Origin of the sequence: Rhodobacter sp. (assembly GCA_020637515.1) — a bacterium.
Classification (GTDB): domain Bacteria; phylum Pseudomonadota; class Alphaproteobacteria; order Rhodobacterales; family Rhodobacteraceae; genus Pararhodobacter.
Window position 1 is genome coordinate 438,705 of sequence record JACKKG010000001.1, and the last position, 19,872, is coordinate 458,576.

Sequence of the window (19,872 nt, forward strand, 5' to 3'; positions counted from 1 at the left end):
ATGGACTTCAATCACACCGAAGAGCGCCGGATGCTGGCCGATTCGCTGCGTCGCACGCTGGAGCGCGGCGCGACCTGGGCGGATCTGGCGGACCTGGGCGTGCTGGGCGCACTGTTCACCGAGACCGAGGGCGGGTTCGGCGGGCATGGCTTTGACATCGCCGTGGTGTTCGAGGAACTGGGCCGGGCGGGATGCACGCTTCCGGTGCTCGAATCGGGCCTCGCCGGGGGGCTTCTGGCCGACGCCGGACGCGCGGACCTGGTCGAGCGGATCGTCGCGGGCGACCTGAAAGCGACCCTGGCCTATGCCGAGCCGGGGCTGCGCCATGACCTGGGACCGATCACCACCGCCGCCAACGGCGGGACGGTCAGCGGGCGCAAATCTTTCGTCACCCACGCCGACGAGGCCGACTTGCTGGTCGTCACGGCGCTGGACGAGGGCATGGTCAAGCTGTTCGCGGTCGATCCAAAGGGGCCAGGCGTCACGCCGATGACCACCCCGGCGCTGATGGGCGGAACGATCAGCGAGGTCACCCTGGACCGCGCTCCGGCCCAGGCGCTGGGCCCGGCCGACACGCTGGAAGCCCGGATTGCCGCCGCGACGCTGGCGGTCTGCGCCGATACGCTGGGGGTCATGGAAACGGTCAAGGCGATGACCCTCGACTATCTGCGCACGCGCAGGCAGTTCGGCGTGCCGATCGGCAAGTTCCAGGCGCTGCAACACCGCATGGCCGATGTCGCGATCGAGATCGAGATGGCGCGATCGGCGGTCATCAACCTGGCCGGCAACCTGCACGACGCCGCGCCGACCCGCGACCGCCACGTCTCGGCGGCCAAACACCTGATCGGACGAACGGCGCATCTGGTGGCCGAAGAGGCGATCCAGATGCACGGCGGTATCGCCATGACCGAGGAATACGCCCTCGCACCGCTGGCCCGCCGTCTCACCGCCGCCGACAGCCGGTTCGGCGACGAAGACTGGCACCTGGAGCGGTTCATCCGTCTGAGCGCGTGAGCGCGGGTGTCTGGCACGGCGCGACCGGAACCGCCAGGCTTCTGGGCATGCAGATCGACCGCGACCGCCCCGACGGATCAGCCGCCGTGTCGATGGCGGTGACCGAGGACCATACCAACCGGCATGGCAACATGCACGGCGGCCTGATCGCCACCGTGCTGGACACCGCGATGGGGGCGACCGCCAGCCTGGTGAAAGGGGATCGCGGAGAGATCCCCTTCTCCACCATCTCGTTGACGGTGAATTACCTGGCCCCCATGCCGCTGGGCACCATCACGGCAACCGCCCGCGTTCTGGGTGGCGGCTACAAGACGGTGTTCATCGAAGGCGAAGCCCGGTCAGGGGACGGCACGCTGGTCGCGCAGGCCACCGGCACCTTCAAGCGTGCGCCGATGTGACCGGGGCCGGGCGGGGGTTTCGCCCTCGGCCGGCAGCCTTCCAGGCCGCAGCCCTCGGGCGACCGGGCGCGGCGCTGACGCGCCGCGCGCAGGGGGCTTTGCGCCCCCTCTGGGCTGCGCCCATTCACCCCCGCAGGATATTTGGGGCACAAAGAAGGGGGCGCCTGCGCGAGCGGGGGGGGGTAACTGGGCTATCATGGTTAACGGTCCGTTAAGCCCCTTCTTTGTGCCTGAAATATCCCGGGGGTCCGGGGGCTGGCCCCCGGCGCTGGCAGCACGCCGTCGGCCGGGTCAGAGCGGCCCGGGGCGCCGTTCCTCGCTGAGCAGCACATTGGCATCGACGGCGCCGATCCCGGGCAGGGTCATGATTCGCCGACGCAGAACACGTTCGAAATCCGCGAGGTCGCGGGCCACCACCCGCAGGCGGTAATCGTAGAGGCCCAGCACGTGCTGGACGGTCTGCACCTCGGGGATGGCCGAAACGGCGCGCTCGAAATCCTCGAGCGACACGCGCCCCTTGGCGGCCAGGGACACCCCCAGGAACACCGTCACCCCGAATCCCAGCGCGGCCTGGTCCAGCACCAGCCGGCGGCCGGCCAGCACGCCGGACTCGGTCAGGCGACGGATGCGGCGCCAGGTCGCGGGTTGGCTGAGGCCCAGTTGCCGCCCCAGAGCGCCGGCGCTGAGGGTCGCATCGCGGGCGAGGGCGCGCAGGATGGCGCGGTCGGTTTCGTCGATTTCCAACATGGCGGGCTGTCCCCGGGATTACAGCGGCAGGGCTTCGCCGCGCTTGATTTCGGCGATATGCATCAGAGCCTCGAGGTCGGCGATATGCGGCAGGGTCAGGATCCGGCTGCGATAGACCTGCTGATAATGCGCCATGTCGCGCGCGATGACGTTGAGCCGCACATCCACGCGTCCCAGGAAGGTCTGGATCTCGATCGCCTCGGGGACCTCGCGGGCGGCGGCGATGAATTCGTCGAAGGCGCGCGGGTTCGTCTTGTCGAGGGTGACACGCAGCGAGACCTCGACCTCCCAGCCCAGCTTTCGCCAGTCGATGACCGCTTGCTGACCCTTCAGGATGCCACGCGCCCGCAGCCGCTCGAGGCGGCGCGAGGCCGTGGCCTCGGTCATGGTGGCGCGACGGGCGAGTTCGGCGACCGGCTGCGCCGGATCGACCTGCAACTGCCGCAAGAGCCGGCGGTCGGAATCGTCAACGGACATGATTTCACCGGTTTTTGCCACAATGGCGAATTGTTTCCGCCTCTGATTCGCAAAATATGTGGGAAATTGCAACGCATTTCGGGGCGAACGGCCTATGATGCGCGGCAATCAACACGAAAAGGAGCGCCCTCATGCGCGTGTATTACGATCGCGACTGCGACATCAACCTGATCAAGGACAAGAAGGTCGCCATCCTGGGCTATGGCAGCCAGGGCCACGCCCACGCGCTGAACCTGCGCGATTCGGGGGCGAAGAACGTCGTCGTGGCGCTGCGCGAGGGGTCGGCCTCGGCCGCGAAATGCGAGAAAGAGGGCCTGACCGTGATGGGCATCGCCGAGGCCGCCGCCTGGTGCGATCTGATCATGTTCACCATGCCCGACGAGTTGCAGGCCGCGACCTACAAGAAATACGTCCACGACAACCTGCGCGAGGGCGCCGCGATCGCCTTTGCGCACGGCCTGAACGTGCATTTCGGCCTGATCGAGCCGAAGCCCGGCGTCGATGTCATCATGATGGCGCCGAAGGGCCCCGGCCACACCGTGCGCGGCGAATACGTCAAGGGCGGCGGCGTGCCCTGCCTGGTTGCCGTGCATCAGGACGCGACCGGCCGTGCGATGGAACTGGGCCTGAGCTATTGCTCGGCCATCGGTGGCGGCCGTTCGGGCATCATCGAGACCAACTTCCGCCAGGAATGCGAAACCGACCTGTTCGGCGAGCAGGCGGTGCTGTGCGGCGGTCTGGTCGAACTGATCCGCATGGGCTTTGAAACCCTGGTCGAGGCCGGGTATGAGCCCGAGATGGCCTATTTCGAGTGCCTGCACGAGGTGAAGCTGATCGTGGACCTGATCTACGAAGGCGGCATCGCGAACATGAACTATTCGATCTCGAACACGGCCGAGTATGGCGAATATGTCAGCGGCCCGCGGATCCTGCCCTACGACGAGACCAAGGCCCGCATGAAGGCGGTGCTGACGGACATCCAGACCGGCAAGTTCGTGCGCGACTTCATGCAGGAAAACGCGGTCGGCCAGCCGTTCTTCAAGGCGACCCGCCGTCTGAACGACGAGCATCAGATCGAGCAGGTCGGCGCCAAGCTGCGCGCCATGATGCCCTGGATCGCCAAGGGCAAGATGGTGGACAAGTCGCGGAACTGATCCGGTTCGGACATGGTGCGTGCGAGCACGCACCCTACCCCTTGCGGGTAGCAACGGGCGCGCAGCGGGGAGGCTGCGCGCCTTTTTGCGCAGCCCGCGCACGCAGGTTTGACGCGGCGCCTGGCGCGGTGTCTGCTAGGATCGGCCCCAGCGCAGGAGGATGCCATGGATCGCCGTTCCTTTCTGACCGCCCTGGCCGGCGGTTTCGGCGCGGGCGCCGCGGCTTTGGCCGGACCGGCGTTTGCCGACGGCCTGGATCTGCGCTTGACCGGCGATCCGCGCGCCGTCCGGATGCACATCCGCGGGACCTATGTGACGCTCTCGGCGCTGGTCGTGCAGGATGGCGCGCGCGCCTTTGGCACCCGTTGGGCCGGCGGCGCTCCTGCCTTTGACGAGGACCGCGCCGATCTGTCCGCCACGCCGGTGATCGGCGGATTGTTCCGCCCGACCTTTCGCAACCGCTGGGTTGCCGCGCTGCCCTTGGGCACCGTCACGTTGACGGGCGACACGCTGGTTGCCACGTTGGACGAGGCGGCGCGTCTGGCCGGGACACGGGCGGTTCTGGGCGTGGGCCCGGTCAGTTGGGATCTGCCCGGGCCCCTGTTGCCGGTCACCCGGATGGCCGAGGGGGCGTCGGCGGGCGCGCTGCGCCTGGGCCGCGACGGGCGGCTGCTGATCGCCTTGCCGCAGGCGCAACCGGCGCCGTGACGGCCCCCGTCAGCCCGCTTTGGCCGCGGCCGATCCCGCCCGGGGGGCGGCTGCCGCTGCTCCCTAGGGTCCCGCGCCGCAAGGGGCCGCCGGCGGCGCTGCCGCTTCACCTCGGCCACAAGGAAATCCAGGCCGGGCTGACCGGCTCCGATCTGGCGCGCGCCTTTGCCCCCATCGATGCGATGCGCGCCCCTCGCCGGCTGGGACGGATCGCAAAGCGGCCGCCGGGGTTCCTCGCGCACCTGCCGCGCGGGCGGCGGCTGGACAGCGCGAGGCGGCGAGGTTAGGGCCAGCGGCATGGAACACGACGACGAGATCGACGCCCGGGGCCTGCTGTGTCCCCTGCCGGTGCTGAAGGCGCGCAAGCGGCTGGTCGGCATGGCCCCCGGCGCGGTGCTGCTGGTGCGCGCCAGCGACGTGGCCTCGATCGTGGACATGCCGCATTTCTGCGTGCAAACCGGGCACGCGTATCTGGGCCTGACCGAAACCCCGGACGGGCTGGAGCACCGGATCCGCCGGGGGGCGAACCCGCCGCCCCGCGCCTAGAAACCCAACGCCTTGCGCAGCATGTTCAGGGCCATGACCATCAGGAACACGGCGAACACCCGTTTCAGGGGCTTGGGGTCCATCGCATGGGCCAGCTTGACCCCCCAGGGCGTGGTCACCATGGTCATCGCCACCACCAGCGCAAAGGCCGGCAGGTTCACCGCGCCCAGGGTCAGGGGTGGCGGCGCGGCGGGCTGAAGCAGCAGAAAACCGATGACCGAGGGCACGGCGATGATGACGCCAAAGCCCGCCGCCGTCGCCACCGCGCGGTGGATCGGCACGCCGAACAGCGACATCAGCGGCACGCCGAACGATCCCCCGCCGATCCCCATCAGCACCGACAGAAAGCCGACCAGGCCGCCGGTCGCCGCACGCGGGGCGCCGGTCGGCATCGCATCGCCCAGGCGCCAATGCGCGCGGCCGAACGCCAGATACAGCCCGACCACCATGCCCAGCACGCCGAAAATCGCCTGCAACACCACCGATCTGAGCCCCGAGGCCGCGATCATGCCGATCACCGCCCCGCCGGCGATCCAGGGCGCCCAACCCCTCAGGATCACCCAATCCACCGCGCCGCGCCGGTTGTGTGCGCGCACCGACTTGACCGAGGTGACGATGATCGTCGCCAGCGAGGTCGCCAGGCACACCTGCATCAATTGCGGCCCGCCATAGCCCAGCGCGCTGAACGCATAGAAGAACGACGGCACCAACACGATCCCGCCGCCCACGCCCAAAAGGCCCGCGATCACCCCGGCAATGCCGCCGATCACCGCCAGCAGCAGGCCCATTTCCACCAGAAGCAGGGTATCAGGCATGGTGCCCCCCTTCGGCCGCGGCCACGGCGCGGATGCGTTCGACCATGGACCGCAACCCGTTCGAGCGTTGCGAGGAGAGGTGCTCGTCCAGACCCAGGCGGCGCAGTTCGGCACCGGCGTCGATGGCGGGGACCTCGGCCACGGGGCGCCCGGAATACAACGCGTGCAGCACCCCGATCAGGCCGCGCACGATCATCGCGTCGCTGTCGCCCAGAAAATCAAAGCGACCGTTCGCGATCTGCGGGAACAGCCAGACCTGGCTGGCGCAGCCGTTGACCTTGTTGGCGGGAACCTTGAGCGCCTCGGGCATCGGCGCCAAGGCGCGGCCCAGCTCGATCACATGGCGATAGCGGTCCTCCCAGTCGTCGAGGAACTCGAAGGTCTCGGCGATCTCGTCGAAGTCTTCCTGCGCCATGGTCCCTCCGGCTTTCTGGGCTGTGTCCAGACCTAGGCCCAGCCGCGCCCGAGGTCCAGCCCTACCCTTTTCAACTGGCCGCCTTTGCGTTAGTCAGATCGCGCGTTCCACGACAGGAGGCTGTGCGCATGAAGACGCCGTTTCTGGTGGCCCTGCTGGCCATCTCGTTGAGCCTGTCGGCCTGCGGCCGGGTCCGCGAATCGCGCCTGAACCCGATGAACTGGTTCGGCCACTCGCAAGAGGACACCAGCGCGCCGCTGGGTCCGGTGTCGAACAGCGTGGACCATCGCCCCCTGGTGCCGCAAGTCACCGCGATGACGATCGAGCGCACCTCGTCCGGGGCAATTGTCCGGGCCGAGGCCGTGATGCCCGCCGCCGGCTGGTGGGACCCGGAACTGGTTCCCGAGAATTTCGGCCGGCCCACGAACGGCACGCTGACCTTCCGCTTTGTCGCCGCCGCGCCGGTCAATCCGGTTGCCGAAACCAGCGCCGCCGCGCGCACCATCACGGCGGTCTATTCGCTGACGCAGGCCCAATTGGACACCACGTCCGAGGTCGTCGTCACGGGCGAGACCAACAGCCGGCGCGCGCGCCGCTGAGCCGGGCCGCGCTCAGCCTTCGGGCTTGGCGCGGTTCAGTTCTTCCAGCAGGTCCAGCAGCGTTTCCATGCGCTCGCGCCCATAGGACGCTTCCAGCCGGGCAAAGATCGCCAGGCTTTCCTGCGCGTGATCCTCGATCACCTGGCGCCCGCTGTCCGAGATCGTGACAATCGACCGCCGCCGGTCGCCCGGGTCTGTGGCGCGGGTGACCAGGCCCTGGTCTTCCATGGCGCGCAGGATGCGGGTCAGGCTGGGCAGTTGCAGGCAGGCCCGTTCGGCCAGCAGGCTCTGGTCCAGAGGGCCGGATTCGTCCAGCACGCGCAGGACGCGCCATTTCTGTTCGTTGATTCCGGTCGCCGCCAGCATTTCGCGCACCGGGCCCATCACGGTTTCCCGTGCGCGCAACAAGGCGATGGGCAGCGAGCGGGCGGTTCTGCGCAACGTGGTCTTGGTCATACCTCCGCTCTGGCGGATCATGCTGAACAAATCAAGCAGATTGCGATTGACATGGGGGGGCGAAAACACTTAACAAAGCAATTAATAACCAGGGGGCGAGCCGTGCCGCATCTGTCGATCCAGTATTCTCGCAACCTCGAAGAGCGGCTCGACCTGCCGGGCTTTCTGCGCGTGTTGCGCGACGCGGCGGTGGAAACCGGGGTCTTTCCGCCCGCTGGCATCCGCGTGCGCGCCTTTGCCGCCGATCACGTTCTGATCGCCGACGGCGACCCCGGACACGGGTTCATCGACATCGAAATCCGCCTGCGCGGTGGCCGTTCGCCGCAGGACAAGACCCGCGCCACCGCCCATCTCTTTGCCGCGGCCGAGGCCTTTTGCGCCGCCGACCTGGCGCAGAATTCGCTGATGTTGTCGCTGGAAATGCGCGACATCGACCCCGCGCTCAGCCCCAAGACCAGCTCCATCCGCCGATTCCTGCCGAAGGATATGCAAGCATGACCGATCTCGCCAAACATATCGCGCTGCTCGAGGGCCACCTGGCCCGGTTCCGCAAGGACGGCATCGTCAACCTGATCGGCGGGCAGGATGTCGCCGGCACGGGGGGCAGCTTCGAAACCCGCTCGCCGGTGGATGACAGCCTGATTGCCACCGTCTCGCGGTCCACGGCGGCGGATGTCGATGCGGCGGCAAAGGCGGCCAAGGCCGCGTTTCCGGCCTGGGCGGCGATGGACGGCAAGGAGCGCAAGAAGATCCTGCACCGGATCGCCGACCAGATCGTCGCCCGCGCGGACGAAATCGCGCTGTGCGAATGCTGGGACACGGGCCAGGCCTGGCGCTTCATGTCCAAGGCTGCGCTGCGCGCCGCCGAAAACTTCCGCTACTTCGCCGATCAGGCGCCGGGCGCGCGCGACGGCCAGACCCTGCACGCGGCCGGGCAGTTGAACGTCACCGCGCGCCACCCGATCGGGCCGGTGGGGGTCATCACGCCCTGGAACACGCCCTTCATGCTGTCGTCGTGGAAGATCGCCCCGGCGCTGGCGGCGGGCTGCACGGTGGTGCACAAACCCGCCGAATTCAGCCCCCTGACCGCGCGCCTGCTGGCCGAGATCTGCCGCGACGCGGGCCTGCCGGACGGCGTGCTGAACCTGGTCAACGGCTTTGGCGAGGACGCGGGCCGCGCCCTGACCGAACACCCCGACATCAAGGCCATCGCCTTTGTCGGCGAATCGAAAACCGGTTCGATGATCATGAAACAGGGCGCCGACACGCTGAAGCGGGTGCATTTCGAACTGGGTGGCAAGAACCCGGTCATCGTCTTCGACGACGCCGATCTGGATCGCGCGCTGGATGCGGTGATCTTCATGATCTATTCGCTGAACGGAGAACGCTGCACCTCGTCCTCGCGACTGCTGGTGCAGGACACCATCGCCGACGACTTTCACGCCCGGCTGACCGAGCGCGTCAAGCGCATCAAGGTCGGCCACCCGCTGGACCCCGCGACCGAGGTCGGCCCCCTGATCCACAAGGTCCATTTCGACAAGGTCATGTCCTATGTCGCGATCGGCAAGGCCGAGGGCGCGACCTGCGCCGCCGGCGGCACGCGCGCGGGCGAGACCGGCTGGTTCGTCACGCCGACGCTGTTCACCGGCGCGACGCGGGACATGCGCATCGCCCAGGAGGAGGTGTTCGGCCCCTTCCTGACCTCGATCCCGTTCCGGGACGACGCCGAGGCCCTGGCGATCGCGAACGACGTCGCCTATGGCCTGACCGGCTACCTCTGGACGGAAAACCTGACCCGCGCGCTGACCTTTTCGGATGCGCTCGAGGCGGGGATGATCTGGGTAAACTCGGAAAACGTCCGGCACCTGCCCACGCCCTTCGGCGGGGTGAAGGCCTCGGGCATCGGGCGGGACGGGGGCGACTGGTCCTTCGATTTCTACATGGAAACCAAGAACACGTCCTTTGCCCTGGGCAAACACAAGATCCAGCGCCTCGGCGCCTGAGAACCGCAACCTGGGAACGCGCGAACGTTTCAGGAGGATAGACCGATGGGCGAACTCGTCCTAGCTGCCAAGATGACCCATGTGCCGACCTTGCAGATGTCGGAACAGGAGGGCGCCCTCAAGGGCAAACGCCAGGCCGCCATCGACGGCCATCTGGAAATCGCACGCCGCGCCAAGGCGCTGGGCGTGGACACCGTGGTGATCTGCGACACCCACTGGCTGGTGAACGCAGGCTTTCACGTCAACGCGAACGAACGGTTCGAGGGGTTGCTGACCTCGTCCGAGTTCCCGCAATTCATCCGCGACCTGCCCTATGCGCATCGCGGCAACCCCGACCTGGGCGACGCGATCGCGCAGCGGGCGACCGAACTGGGGGTCTTCACGCTGTCGCACCACCTGGACAGCCTGGACCTGGAGTATGGCACGCTGGTGCCGATGCATTTCATGTCGCGCGCGCATGACATGAAGGTTGTTTCGGTCGCCGCCTTCTGCACGGTGCACGACCACCAGGAAAGCCGTTTGGTCGGCCAGGCGATCCGCGAGGCGATCGAGGCCAGCGACAGCAAGGTTCTGCTGGTCGCCTCGGGTTCGCTCAGCCACAAGATCTGGTCGAACCGCGACTATGCGCCGAACAACGGCACCTTCACCATCTCAAGCGAGTTCAACCGCCAGGTGGACCTGATGGTGCTGGAGATGTGGAAGCGCGGCGATCACGCGACTTTCCTGAAGATGCTGGGCGATTATGCGAAGCACTGTTCGGGCGAAGGGTCGATGCACGACACCGCCATGCTCTACGGCGCGCTGGGCTGGGACAGCTACACGGGCCGGTGCGACGTGGTGACCGAGTATTTCCCGTCGTCCGGCACCGGACAGGTCAACGTCATTTTCCCCGTGTAAGGTGCGTTGTCAACGCACCCTACCCCCCACCGAGGAGTCCCGATGCCCGTTCCCGCCCCGATCCTCTATCCGCCGTTCAACATCGTCCGCCTCAGCCATGTCGAATACCGCGTGACCGATCTGGCCGCCTCGCGCGCCTTTTACGTGGACACGCTGGGCTTGCAGGTTACGGACGAGGCGGACGGCGTCCTCTATCTGCGGGCCATGGAGGAGCGCGGGCATCACTGCATCGTCCTGGTCGAGGCCGAGGCCCCCTCGGTCGCGGTTCTGGGGTTCAAGCTTTTTGACGAGCCCGACCTGGACAAGGCCGCGGACTGGTTCGCGGCCCAGGGTCTGCCGGTCGCTTGGGTGGAGCGCCCCTACCAGGCGCGCACCCTGCGCACCCGCGACCCCTCGGGCATTCCGCTGGAGTTCTACGTCACCATGGACCGCCTGCCGCCGATCCATCAGACGTTCAAGCTGTACAACGGCGTGAAGCCCCTGCGCATCGATCATTTCAACATGTTCAGCGCCGACGTGGATGCCTCGATCGCGTTCTACAACGCCATCGGGTTCCGGGTCACAGAATACACCGAGGATGCCGAAAGCGGCAGGGTCTGGGCGGGCTGGATGCACCGCAAGGGGGGAGTGCATGACGTGGCCTTCACCAACGGACGCGGGCCGCGATTGCATCACACCGCCTTCTGGGTGCCGACGCCCCTGAACATCATCGACCTGCTCGACCTGATGTCCACCACCGGCTACCTGGCCAATATCGAGCGCGGCCCGGGGCGGCACGGAATCTCGAACGCGTTCTTCCTGTATGTCCGCGACCCGGATGGCCACCGGATCGAGATCTATTGTTCGGACTATCAGACCGTGGACCCTGATCTGGAGCCGATCAGATGGGACCTCAAGGACCCGCAGCGGCAGACCCTGTGGGGCGCGCCCGCACCGCGTTCGTGGTTCGAGGAAGGGTCGGTGTTCGACGGCGCGACCATGGTCGACTCGGCCCTGAAGGCGCAGCCGATCATCGCCCCCTGAGCGGGTCCGGTCCCGATTGCGCGCGCCCGGGGGGTTTTCCACCCCCCGGGACCCCCCGAGGATATTTGGAGCACAAAGATGAGACCACGTTTCGCCACCATCGAGGCCGACGGCCAGCAGGTTTACGGGGCGGTCGTCGCTGGCGGCGTGGTCGCGCTGTCGGGCGACTTTCCGCAGTGGCGCACGCTCAGGGACGTGATCGCGGCGGATGGCCTGGGGGTGCTGGCGCGCGCCGCCGAGGGGCGCGCGGTGACACATCCCGACGGCCGCTTCGCCTTTGCGATCCCGGTGCCCGACCCCGAAAAGATCCTGTGCGTCGGCGTGAACTTCCCCGACCGCAACGCGGAATACAAGGACGGCAGCGCGCAGCCCAGCCACATGTCGCTGTTCCCGCGCTTTGCGCGCAGCTTTACAGGGCACGGCCGGCCGCTGATCCGCCCGCCCGAGAACCACACGCTGGATTACGAGGGCGAGGTGGTGGTGGTGATCGGCAAGGGCGGCCGCCGCATCCGCCCCGAGGACGCCTATGGCCATATCGCGGCGCTGACGTTGTGCAACGAGGGCACGATCCGCGACTGGGTGCGGCACGCCAAGTTCAACGTGACACAGGGTAAGAACTGGGACAACTCGGGCGCCATTGGGCCCTGGCTGGTGCCCTTCGATGACCCGGCGCAACTGGACGAGGCGCGCCTCGTCACCCGGGTGAACGGCGAGGTCCGGCAAGACGACAGGCTGGCGCGCATGATGTTCCCGATCCGCGAGGAAATCGCCTATATCAGCACCTTCACCACGCTGGTGCCCGGCGACATGATCGTGACCGGCACCCCCGCCGGAGCGGGGGCGCGGTTCGACCCGCCGCGCTATCTGAAGCCCGGTGACCAGGTCGAGATCGAGGTCGCAGGCATCGGCCTGCTGGCGAACGGAGTGGCGGACGAATGACCCCGGATCAGCACGACGCCGCCGGCGCGGCCTTGTTCGAGGCCGAGCGCACGGGGCGCCAGATCGGCCTGCTGTCGCTGGCCCATCCCGGCATGACGCTGGACGACGCCTATGCCGTGCAGGCGGCGCTGGTGCGCCGCAAGGTCGCCGCCGGCCGTCGGATCATCGGCTGGAAGATCGGCCTGACCAGCCGCGCGATGCAGGACGCGCTGAAGATCGACACGCCCGACTCGGGCATTCTGTTCGACGACATGCTGTTCCCCTCGGGCGCCGAGGTTCCCGCAGGCCGCTTCATCCAGCCGCGGGTCGAGGCCGAGATCGCCTTTGTCCTGAAGGCCCCCCTTCGCGGGACCGATGTCACCCGCGCGCAGGTGCTGGACGCCACCGACTTTGTCGCGCCGTCGCTGGAAATCCTGGACACGCGCATCCTGCGGGCCGACCCCGGGACGGGCGCGCTGCGGGTGATCGCCGACACCATCAGCGACAACGCCGCGAACGCCGGGATCGTGCTGGGCGCGGCGCGTCACGATCCGCGCGTGGTGGACCTGCGCTGGGCAGGCGCGATCGTGAAACGCGACGGCGTGGTCGAGGAAACCGGCCTGGGCGCCGGGGTGCTGGACGACCCGGTCACCGGCATCGTCTGGCTGGTGCGGCGGCTTGCCCACTACGGACAGGGCCTGTCGGCGGGCGAGACGGTCCTCTCGGGCAGTTTCATCCGCCCGGTCGAGGCCCCGCCCGGCAGCCGGTTCGAAGCCGATTTCGGAACCTTCGGCAGCGTTTCCATTTCTTTCGCCTAGATGGCCCGCTGCCGGGCGCTTCCAACGCGGCCAGCGATGGTGTAGCGTCCCCGCCATTGGCAAGGCACGTCGAGGCATGAACGAGAACCACCACTTCCTGGTTCAACAGGTCGGCAAGGGGGACAAGCAGGCCCTGGCCGCGCTGTATCGTGCCTATGAACGCCCGGTCTACAAATTCATCGTCTCGCGATTGAACGATCCGCACGAAGCCGCCGACATACTCCACGAAGTCTTCATGGACATCTGGCGTGTCGCCGCCACCTTCGAGGGGAGAAGTCAAGTGCGGACCTGGATCTTCGGCATCGCCTATCGCAAGGTGATCGACGTTCATCGCAAGCGCGCCCGGGTAACGGTCACCGACGAGGTGCCCGAGCCCCTGGATATGGCCGAAGCCGCCGACGCGGGCTATGCCGCCCGCGAGGAAGCCGCGCATCTGGCCCATTGCATGGGCACCCTGTCGGACGACCACCGCAGCGCCGTGTCGCTGGCCTTTTACGAGGACATGACCTGCGCCGAGATCGCCGAGATCGCGGGCGTGCCCGAGGGCACCGTCAAGTCGCGCCTGCATCACGCCAAGAAGCTGCTGCTGCATTGCCTGTCCGGCCGCCTGAAGGGGAGGGCCGTGGCATGACCCGCACCCGCGACGCCATCGAACTGGACCTGCCGTTCCATGTGAACGGCACGCTCGATCCCGCGCAAAGCGCCGAAATCGAGGCCTGGCTGGCCGAGGACGCGCAACTGGACGCCGAACGCGCGGCGCTTGCCGCGATCCGCGACGGAATGCAGGCCCAGGACATCCGCAGCCCCGGCGACCTTGGACTGGCCCGCCTGATGCGCGACGTGGGCCACGAGGCCGCCGCCAGCGCCCCGCCGGCCGGCCCGCGCCGGACCTGGGTGTGGCAGGCCGTCGCCGCCATCGCGGTTGCCGGGTTCGTGACGCAGGCGTTCTGGCCCGGCGCGCCCCGGGCACCGGAGGGGGATTACCGGATGGCCTCGGCGGTGATGCCGGGCGGTCTGGTGGTCGCCTTCCTGCCCGACGCGACCGAATCCGCCATTCGCGACCTGCTGTTGTCGGCCGGGCTCGAGATCGTCTCGGGGCCCTCGGCGCTGGGGTTCTATCGTCTCGCCGGGGTGGAGGGTGGCGACCTGACTGCGGCGGCCGAGGCGTTGAGAGCCGCGACAACCGTGGTGGAAAGTGTGGAGAATGCCCAGAACTGACGTCCGTCGCCGCCCATGGCTGGCACGCCTGATCGCAGGACTGGTTCTCGTGCTGGGATTGCCCGGCGCGGGCCTTGCGCAATACGGACCGCCGTCACCGATCGGGGGCGGCCTTGCCGGCTCGTCCGAGATCGCCAGCTTCGGCGACGGCAGCGCCGAACCCCCGGCCACGCGCGTGCAGACCGCAGGGGGCGGCGCTTATGAATATGTCGTGGTCGGCCCGCAAGGCGATTCCGACGCGGTGCGCCGCGCCATCGAGGCGGCGGGCGGCACCGTCCTGCGCACCGGCACACTGAGCGCGCTGGGCGAGGTGACGACGGTTTCCACCTTTCCCAGCCAGGCGTCCTATGACCGCGCGCGGGCGCTGATCGCGCAACAGGCTCCGCGGTCGTCGCTGGCGCCGCAGCATCTGTATCGCTTTGCCGCCGGTGCCGGGCCCCGGCTCTACGCACCCGGCCTGATCGGCGACCCCGCGCCGGGGCGCTGCCGGCTGACGCGGCCGGTGACGATCGGCATGATCGACGGGCCGGTGAACCCCGACCACCCGGCCTTGCGGCGCGCGGATGTGACCTATGAGACGCTGGTGCCCGGCACGCTGGTGCCCGGCGCCGATCACGGCACCGCCGTTGCCGCCCTGCTGGTCGGCGAGGACGACGGCGGCGCGCTGGCGGGCTTTGCCCGCGGCGCGCGGCTTTACGCGGTCTCGGTCTTCAGCGAACGCGACGATCTGGAGGGTGCCAGCGTCGAACGGGTGGCGCAGGGGATCGACCGTCTGGTCGCGCATGGCATCAAGCTGATCAACCTGTCGCTGGCCGGCCCCGAGAACGCGGCGCTGGGGCGCGCGATCTCGGCCGCGGCCGCCCGGGGCGCGGTGATGATCGCCGCCTCGGGCAACGACCGTCGCCCGCATGTCGCCTGGCCCGCCGCCGCGCCCGAGGTGATCGCGGTCACCGCCGTCGATGCCGCGCGCCGACGGTTTTTTCTGGCCAACACGGGTGCCGAGCTGGAATTCGCGGCGCCTGGGGTCGATATCTACGCCGCGCGCGAACGCGGCGCGGGCTACATGAGCGGCACATCCTTTGCCGCGCCTATCGTCACCGCGCTGGCGGCGCGGCAGATGGCCCATGGCGTCCGGTCGATCGGGGCGATCCGTCAGGCGTTGCAGCGCGGGGCGCAAACGCTGGGGCCCGGCCAGCGCAACACCGATTTCGGCTGGGGTCTGGTGCGCGCGGACGGCTGCTGAGCGGCACCGTTCGACCGCAAGCGCCCCCTGGGTCCAGGCAGCCCGCGCCTCGGGGGCATCGAGCCCCCTCGGCGCGGCGCGCGGTCCGCGCGCACCCCTTGCCACCTTGCCGCGTCGAACATTCCGAAAAAACTTTGAACCCGCAGGCGCCGCCGGCCGACCTATCCCTGTGATCGGATGCGGCCCGTTCGGCAAGGTTGCTGCCCCTTGGCGGTTCGTCCCTCGTTCCCGCCTTGCCTGGAGCATCCCGTTGCACTCTGTCCCATCGACTGACGCCCCGGAGTTCGCTCCGGGGCTTTTTTTCGCCCCCCGTCCGGCACCCATTCGGCGCCCGGCGGCGCGCGCGCGAGGCGAAGATTTCTTTGAACCGTTTCGGCGCCCGCCACGACCCATGAACATTGAAGCGGGGCAACCCGCCGTATCGGGACCAGTTGCCGCGTCTTACCGGCTTTCATCACGCAAGCTTGTTCCAGACCTTTTCAGCACGCAGGCGCCTCGGAGGGAGACCTCCGGGGCGTCGATTTGACCGAAAAGGACGTTGGCGCGCCGCGCCGACACCCGCCGGAACGCCATTCCCCGCAAACCGCCCCGAACCGACCGGAATCCTGCGCCGCCGGGGCCCCGTAGATCAACCGCCCGCTGCGCCCCGTTGCCTGCGGCCCGCCGATGCCTTAGCCTCGCGCGCAAAGCCACAGGGAGGCCCCATCATGACCCAGACCGTCGGTTTCGACACGCTTCAGATCCACGCCGGCGCCCGGCCCGATCCCGCCACCGGCGCGCGCCAGGTGCCGATCTACCAGACCACCGCCTATGTCTTTCGCGATGCCGATCACGCTGCCGCGCTCTTCAACCTGCAAGAGGTGGGCTACATCTATTCGCGCCTGACCAACCCGACCGTGGCCGCGCTGGGCGAACGGCTGGCGGCGCTGGAGGGCGGCGCGGGCGCGGTCTGCACGTCGTCGGGGCACGCGGCGCAGATCATGGCCCTGTATCCGCTGATGGGACCGGGCAAGAACATCGTGTCATCGACCCGGCTCTATGGCGGCACGATCACCCAGTTCACCCAGGTGTTCAAACGCTTTGGCTGGTCCACGCATTTCGTCGATACCGATGATCTGGCCGCCGTCGAGGCCGCCATCGACGAGAACACCCGCGCCATCTTCTGCGAGACCATCGCCAACCCGGGCGGCTATGTCACCGACATCCCCGCGCTGGCGGCGATTGCCGACCGGCACGGCATTCCGCTGGTCGTGGACAACACCACGGCAACGCCCTACCTGGCCAACCCGATCGCCATGGGCGCCACGCTGGTCGTGCATTCGACCACGAAATACCTGACCGGCAACGGCACCGTCACCGGCGGCGCGATCATCGATTCGGGCACCTTCAACTGGTCGAACGGCAAGTTCCCCTCGCTGTCAGAACCGGAACCCGCCTATCACGGGCTCAAGTTCCACGAGACCTTTGGCAGCCTCGCCTATACGTTCTTCGGCATCGCCATCGGCCTGCGCGACCTGGGCATGACGATGAACCCGCAGGCGGCGCATTACACGCTGATGGGGGTCGAAACCCTCAGCCTCAGGATGCAAAAGCACGTCGCCAACGCCGCCAAGGTCGCGGCCTGGCTGGAAACGCATCCCGCGGTCGAGGCCGTCACCTATCCCGGGTTGGACAGCTCGCCCTACAAGGAACGCGCCGCGCGGATCGTGCCCAAGGGCGCGGGCGCGCTGTTCACGGTTGCGCTGAAGGGTGGCTATGACGCCTGTGTGCGCTTTGTGGATTCGCTGGAGCTGTTCAGCCATGTCGCCAACCTGGGCGACACGCGCAGCCTGGTCATCCACTCGGCCAGCACCACGCACCGCCAGCTCAGCCCGGAACAGCTGGTGGCGGCGGGTGCTGCGCCCAACGTGGTGCGCCTGTCGATCGGCACCGAGGACGCGGACGACCTGATCCGCGACCTCGACCAGGCGCTGAACGCCTCGCAGGGCTGACCCGCGCTTCACGCAAATGTGGCCCGGCAGACGCACTGCCGGGCTTTTTGTTTCCATCGGCGGATTCCTGCTATAGGGAGGGAAAGTCCCGAGTCGGTGACTCGGCCTGTCCCCGTTGGCTGTGGTAAACGCGCGGCATGAAACCGAATTTTGCCCTCAAGCTGTCGAATGACGGCGTCGAGTTCCTGCACCGTTCCGCTGGTGGCTGGGTTCCTGTCGGGACCCTGTCCTTTGCATCCGAGGACGTCGCACAAGGCTGCGCGCAACTGGTCGCCAAGGCCCGGGATCTGGAACCGGGCGGGGTCCGGACCAAGCTGGTGCTGCCCGACAGTGAGGTCCGCTATGAAAGCGTGATCGCCCCCGGCCCCACGGACGAGGCCCGCCGCTATCAGATCGAGGCCGAGATCGAGCGGCTGACGCCTTACAACATCGACGAGCTGGCCTATGACTGGGCGGTCGAGGAAGACTCGGCGCTTGTGGTGATCTGCGCCCGCGAAACCCTGCTCGAGGCCGAGACGTTCGCCGAGGGCTACGGTTTCAACCCGGTGTCCTTTGTCGCCCTGCCCGCCGCCGGTCAATTCGTCGGCGAACCCTTCCTGGGCGAGACGAGCGTTGCGCGCGCCTATCTGCCCAAGGGCGAAAAGGTGCAACGCGATGCCGAGGCCCTGCGCGTAATCGCCGCGCCCCGCGCCGAACCGGCCCCGGCCGCGCCCGCCCCCGCGAAACTGGCGCAACCCCGCGAACCGGCCAGCCCGGCGGCCCCGGTGGCGCGCCCCGTGACGCCGCCGGTAGCGCCGGCGCCCGCGCGCCCGGTTCCGCCCCCGGCCCCGCCCCTTGCGACCGCAACCCCGGCGCCCGCGCCCGCCGCCAGATCCGCGTCGGCTGACAAGCCGGCGGTGCCGGCCATGCAGGACGCGCGCGCCAAGGTCGGCGACCTGGTGCGCCGGATGGGCACGCGCCTGCGCCGCGAACAGGCCAGCGCGGCGGACAAACCCGTGCCCGCGCCCCAAACTCCGGCGGCTCAGGCCACCGGGACGCCCGCGCCCGTGGCGCCCGTGGCCGCGCCGCGCGCGCCGATCGCGACCCGGCCCCAGACCGGAGCGACGTCCGGGGCGATGGCCGTGCCGAAACCCGCAGCGCCGGGCGCCGTCGCAAAGGATGCCGCCGCGCGGGATACCTTGAGCAAGGGCGCCACCGACAAGGCCCCGTTGCCTCCGCCCCCGCGCCCTCTCGCTGGCCCCGCGGCCAAGGCCCCGGCCCCTGTGGCCGAAGCGCGCGCGGACCTTACGCCGCGCCCGGTGCCGGGCGCGCCCGACGTCCCCCCCGGCGGGCCTGCGTTTGCCTCGCGCCGGCGCCCGGCGCCGCCACAGACCGGCCCGGCCGGACCCAGCCTCGCGGCCTCGGGGCCGGGACCGTCGAAACCGGCGGGCGACGCGCCCGGCGGGCGAATCGCAGTGACGAAAGGCCGGGACGGTGCGCGATCCGCCGCCGGGGCGTTGACCGCGCGTCTGGCCCGCAACGTTCAAGGCGCGATGGCCCGCCTGACCGCGCGCAAGAGCGATGCGGACAGCCCGCAGCGCGCCGACACCCGGCGCCGTGCTTCGACCGTGCCGGATGCGATCGTGCCCGCCTCGCGACCGCCGGTCAACGAACAGGACAAGGTGCGCGAGGCCGAGGCCCTGACCATCTTCGGCGCGCGCGGCATGCAGCGCCCGCAGGCCAGCATGGCCGGGCGCGGCCTGATGATCGCGGGCGCGGCGCTGCTGCTGCTGGTCGCGGTCGCCGTCTGGACGCTGTATTTCTCGCCCTCGCCGACGCAGGTCGCAGACAGTGGCGACAGCGTGCAGACCACGGACCTGCAAACGACCCAGGCCGCAGGCGCCATCGCGGCCCCCGACCAGGTTGCAACCGAAACGCCCGCCCCGGCGGATACACCGCAGTCCGCGGACGCCGCCGCCCCCACCCCGGCCGGGGGCGATACGACGGACCCGGATGCGATGCTGCAATCGCTGGTCGATCAGGCCCTGAACGAGGCCCTGCCCACCGAAACGCTGGATCAGGCGACGCAGGCCATGGCGGCCGCGCCCACCGATCCGGCCGACGCGGCGCAAACCCCGGACACGGTCGGAACCGCCGATGCCGGGGCCGAGGCGACCGACACCGCGCAAGCGCAACCCGACAACGCCCCGAGCGACGGGACAGCGCAAACCGAGGCGGCGCAAACTGCCGGGGCGCAGCCCCGCAGACAGGCGCAGGCGGGCACCGCCGCCAGGCACGTCCGAAGCCAGCGACACGCCACAGGTCGCTGCGACCGAAACCGCGGATCAGCCGCTGTCGCTGCCGACCGGGTTCCAGGTGCCCCCCTCGGCCGAGGTGGCCTTTGCGCCGCGCCGCCTGCGCCGCCGCCGCTTTGGAACGCAGTTCACCTTTGA

The 19,872-nt window shown here is 68.9% G+C and carries 22 protein-coding genes; 17 read left to right on the forward strand and 5 right to left on the reverse strand.

Annotation, left to right across the window (positions count from 1 at the left end):
- Positions 1–1,014: an acyl-CoA dehydrogenase family protein gene (locus H6900_02160; GenBank protein ID MCC0072071.1), complete on the forward strand. Its 1,014-nt coding sequence runs from the start codon at positions 1–3 to the stop codon at positions 1,012–1,014.
- Between the two features lie 47 nt (positions 1,015–1,061).
- The gene (locus H6900_02165; GenBank protein MCC0072072.1) at positions 1,062–1,412 is read left to right on the forward strand and encodes a PaaI family thioesterase; all 351 of its coding nucleotides are present in this window, start codon (positions 1,062–1,064) and stop codon (positions 1,410–1,412) included.
- A 291-nt stretch (positions 1,413–1,703) separates the two neighbouring features.
- On the opposite strand, the gene H6900_02170 is transcribed toward H6900_02165, so the two are convergent.
- Complete coding sequence (locus tag H6900_02170) at positions 1,704–2,159, reverse strand: Lrp/AsnC family transcriptional regulator (GenBank protein ID MCC0072073.1); 456 nt, start codon at positions 2,157–2,159, stop codon at positions 1,704–1,706.
- Positions 2,160–2,177: 18 nt separating this feature from the next.
- Positions 2,178–2,636 (reverse strand): Lrp/AsnC family transcriptional regulator, encoded by a 459-nt coding sequence (locus H6900_02175; GenBank protein ID MCC0072074.1) that lies wholly within the window; start codon positions 2,634–2,636, stop codon positions 2,178–2,180.
- Between the two features lie 131 nt (positions 2,637–2,767).
- On the opposite strand from H6900_02175, the gene ilvC reads away from it, so the two are divergent.
- From ilvC to H6900_02190, 3 genes are all read left to right on the forward strand, one after another.
- A complete protein-coding gene (gene ilvC / locus H6900_02180; protein MCC0072075.1) occupies positions 2,768–3,790 on the forward strand; it encodes a ketol-acid reductoisomerase in 1,023 nt (340 codons plus the stop codon).
- A 165-nt stretch (positions 3,791–3,955) separates the two neighbouring features.
- Positions 3,956–4,498: a hypothetical protein gene (locus H6900_02185; GenBank protein ID MCC0072076.1), complete on the forward strand. Its 543-nt coding sequence runs from the start codon at positions 3,956–3,958 to the stop codon at positions 4,496–4,498.
- Between the two features lie 297 nt (positions 4,499–4,795).
- Complete coding sequence (locus H6900_02190; GenBank protein ID MCC0072077.1) at positions 4,796–5,044, forward strand: sulfurtransferase TusA family protein; 249 nt, start codon at positions 4,796–4,798, stop codon at positions 5,042–5,044.
- Here H6900_02190 and H6900_02195 read toward each other — a convergent pair.
- Together H6900_02195 and H6900_02200 are read right to left on the reverse strand one after the other, a co-directional pair.
- A complete protein-coding gene (locus H6900_02195) occupies positions 5,041–5,859 on the reverse strand; it encodes a sulfite exporter TauE/SafE family protein (GenBank protein ID MCC0072078.1) in 819 nt (272 codons plus the stop codon). The genes H6900_02190 and H6900_02195 overlap by 4 nt on opposite strands.
- Positions 5,852–6,274, reverse strand: coding sequence for a SufE family protein (locus H6900_02200; protein MCC0072079.1), 423 nt, complete (start codon positions 6,272–6,274; stop codon positions 5,852–5,854). Before H6900_02200 ends, H6900_02195 begins: the two co-directional genes overlap by 8 nt.
- A gap of 128 nt (positions 6,275–6,402) precedes the next feature.
- On the opposite strand from H6900_02200, the gene H6900_02205 reads away from it, so the two are divergent.
- The gene (locus H6900_02205; GenBank protein ID MCC0072080.1) at positions 6,403–6,873 is read left to right on the forward strand and encodes a hypothetical protein; all 471 of its coding nucleotides are present in this window, start codon (positions 6,403–6,405) and stop codon (positions 6,871–6,873) included.
- A 12-nt stretch (positions 6,874–6,885) separates the two neighbouring features.
- On the opposite strand, the gene hpaR is transcribed toward H6900_02205, so the two are convergent.
- Complete coding sequence (gene hpaR, locus H6900_02210) at positions 6,886–7,329, reverse strand: homoprotocatechuate degradation operon regulator HpaR (protein ID MCC0072081.1); 444 nt, start codon at positions 7,327–7,329, stop codon at positions 6,886–6,888.
- Between the two features lie 102 nt (positions 7,330–7,431).
- On the opposite strand from hpaR, the gene H6900_02215 reads away from it, so the two are divergent.
- The 11 genes from H6900_02215 (at position 7,432) to H6900_02265 (ending at position 19,872) form a co-directional block, all read left to right on the forward strand.
- The gene (locus H6900_02215; GenBank protein MCC0072082.1) at positions 7,432–7,827 is read left to right on the forward strand and encodes a 5-carboxymethyl-2-hydroxymuconate isomerase; all 396 of its coding nucleotides are present in this window, start codon (positions 7,432–7,434) and stop codon (positions 7,825–7,827) included.
- Positions 7,824–9,332 carry a 5-carboxymethyl-2-hydroxymuconate semialdehyde dehydrogenase gene (gene hpaE, locus H6900_02220; protein ID MCC0072083.1) on the forward strand — a complete coding sequence of 503 codons (1,509 nt, stop codon included), beginning with the start codon at positions 7,824–7,826 and terminating at the stop codon, positions 9,330–9,332. Before H6900_02215 ends, hpaE begins: the two co-directional genes overlap by 4 nt.
- Before the next feature lie 45 nt (positions 9,333–9,377).
- Complete coding sequence (hpaD, locus tag H6900_02225; GenBank protein MCC0072084.1) at positions 9,378–10,229, forward strand: 3,4-dihydroxyphenylacetate 2,3-dioxygenase; 852 nt, start codon at positions 9,378–9,380, stop codon at positions 10,227–10,229.
- Between the two features lie 42 nt (positions 10,230–10,271).
- On the forward strand, positions 10,272–11,252 hold the full coding sequence (hpaD, locus tag H6900_02230) for a 3,4-dihydroxyphenylacetate 2,3-dioxygenase (GenBank protein ID MCC0072085.1): 981 nt from the start codon (positions 10,272–10,274) through the stop codon (positions 11,250–11,252).
- 78 nt (positions 11,253–11,330) lie between these two features.
- Complete coding sequence (locus H6900_02235; protein ID MCC0072086.1) at positions 11,331–12,191, forward strand: fumarylacetoacetate hydrolase family protein; 861 nt, start codon at positions 11,331–11,333, stop codon at positions 12,189–12,191.
- Positions 12,188–12,988: a 2-oxo-hepta-3-ene-1,7-dioic acid hydratase gene (hpaH, locus tag H6900_02240; GenBank protein ID MCC0072087.1), complete on the forward strand. Its 801-nt coding sequence runs from the start codon at positions 12,188–12,190 to the stop codon at positions 12,986–12,988. Before H6900_02235 ends, hpaH begins: the two co-directional genes overlap by 4 nt.
- 76 nt (positions 12,989–13,064) lie before the next feature.
- Positions 13,065–13,619, forward strand: a complete 555-nt coding sequence (locus H6900_02245; protein ID MCC0072088.1) for an RNA polymerase sigma factor — start codon at positions 13,065–13,067, stop codon at positions 13,617–13,619.
- On the forward strand, positions 13,616–14,206 hold the full coding sequence (locus H6900_02250; protein ID MCC0072089.1) for a hypothetical protein: 591 nt from the start codon (positions 13,616–13,618) through the stop codon (positions 14,204–14,206). Before H6900_02245 ends, H6900_02250 begins: the two co-directional genes overlap by 4 nt.
- Positions 14,193–15,449, forward strand: coding sequence for a S8 family serine peptidase (locus tag H6900_02255; GenBank protein ID MCC0072090.1), 1,257 nt, complete (start codon positions 14,193–14,195; stop codon positions 15,447–15,449). The genes H6900_02250 and H6900_02255 overlap by 14 nt, the downstream gene beginning before the upstream one ends.
- Before the next feature lie 707 nt (positions 15,450–16,156).
- A complete protein-coding gene (locus H6900_02260; protein MCC0072091.1) occupies positions 16,157–17,440 on the forward strand; it encodes an O-acetylhomoserine aminocarboxypropyltransferase/cysteine synthase in 1,284 nt (427 codons plus the stop codon).
- Between the two features lie 137 nt (positions 17,441–17,577).
- Positions 17,578–19,872, forward strand: a complete 2,295-nt coding sequence (locus H6900_02265) for a hypothetical protein (protein ID MCC0072092.1) — start codon at positions 17,578–17,580, stop codon at positions 19,870–19,872.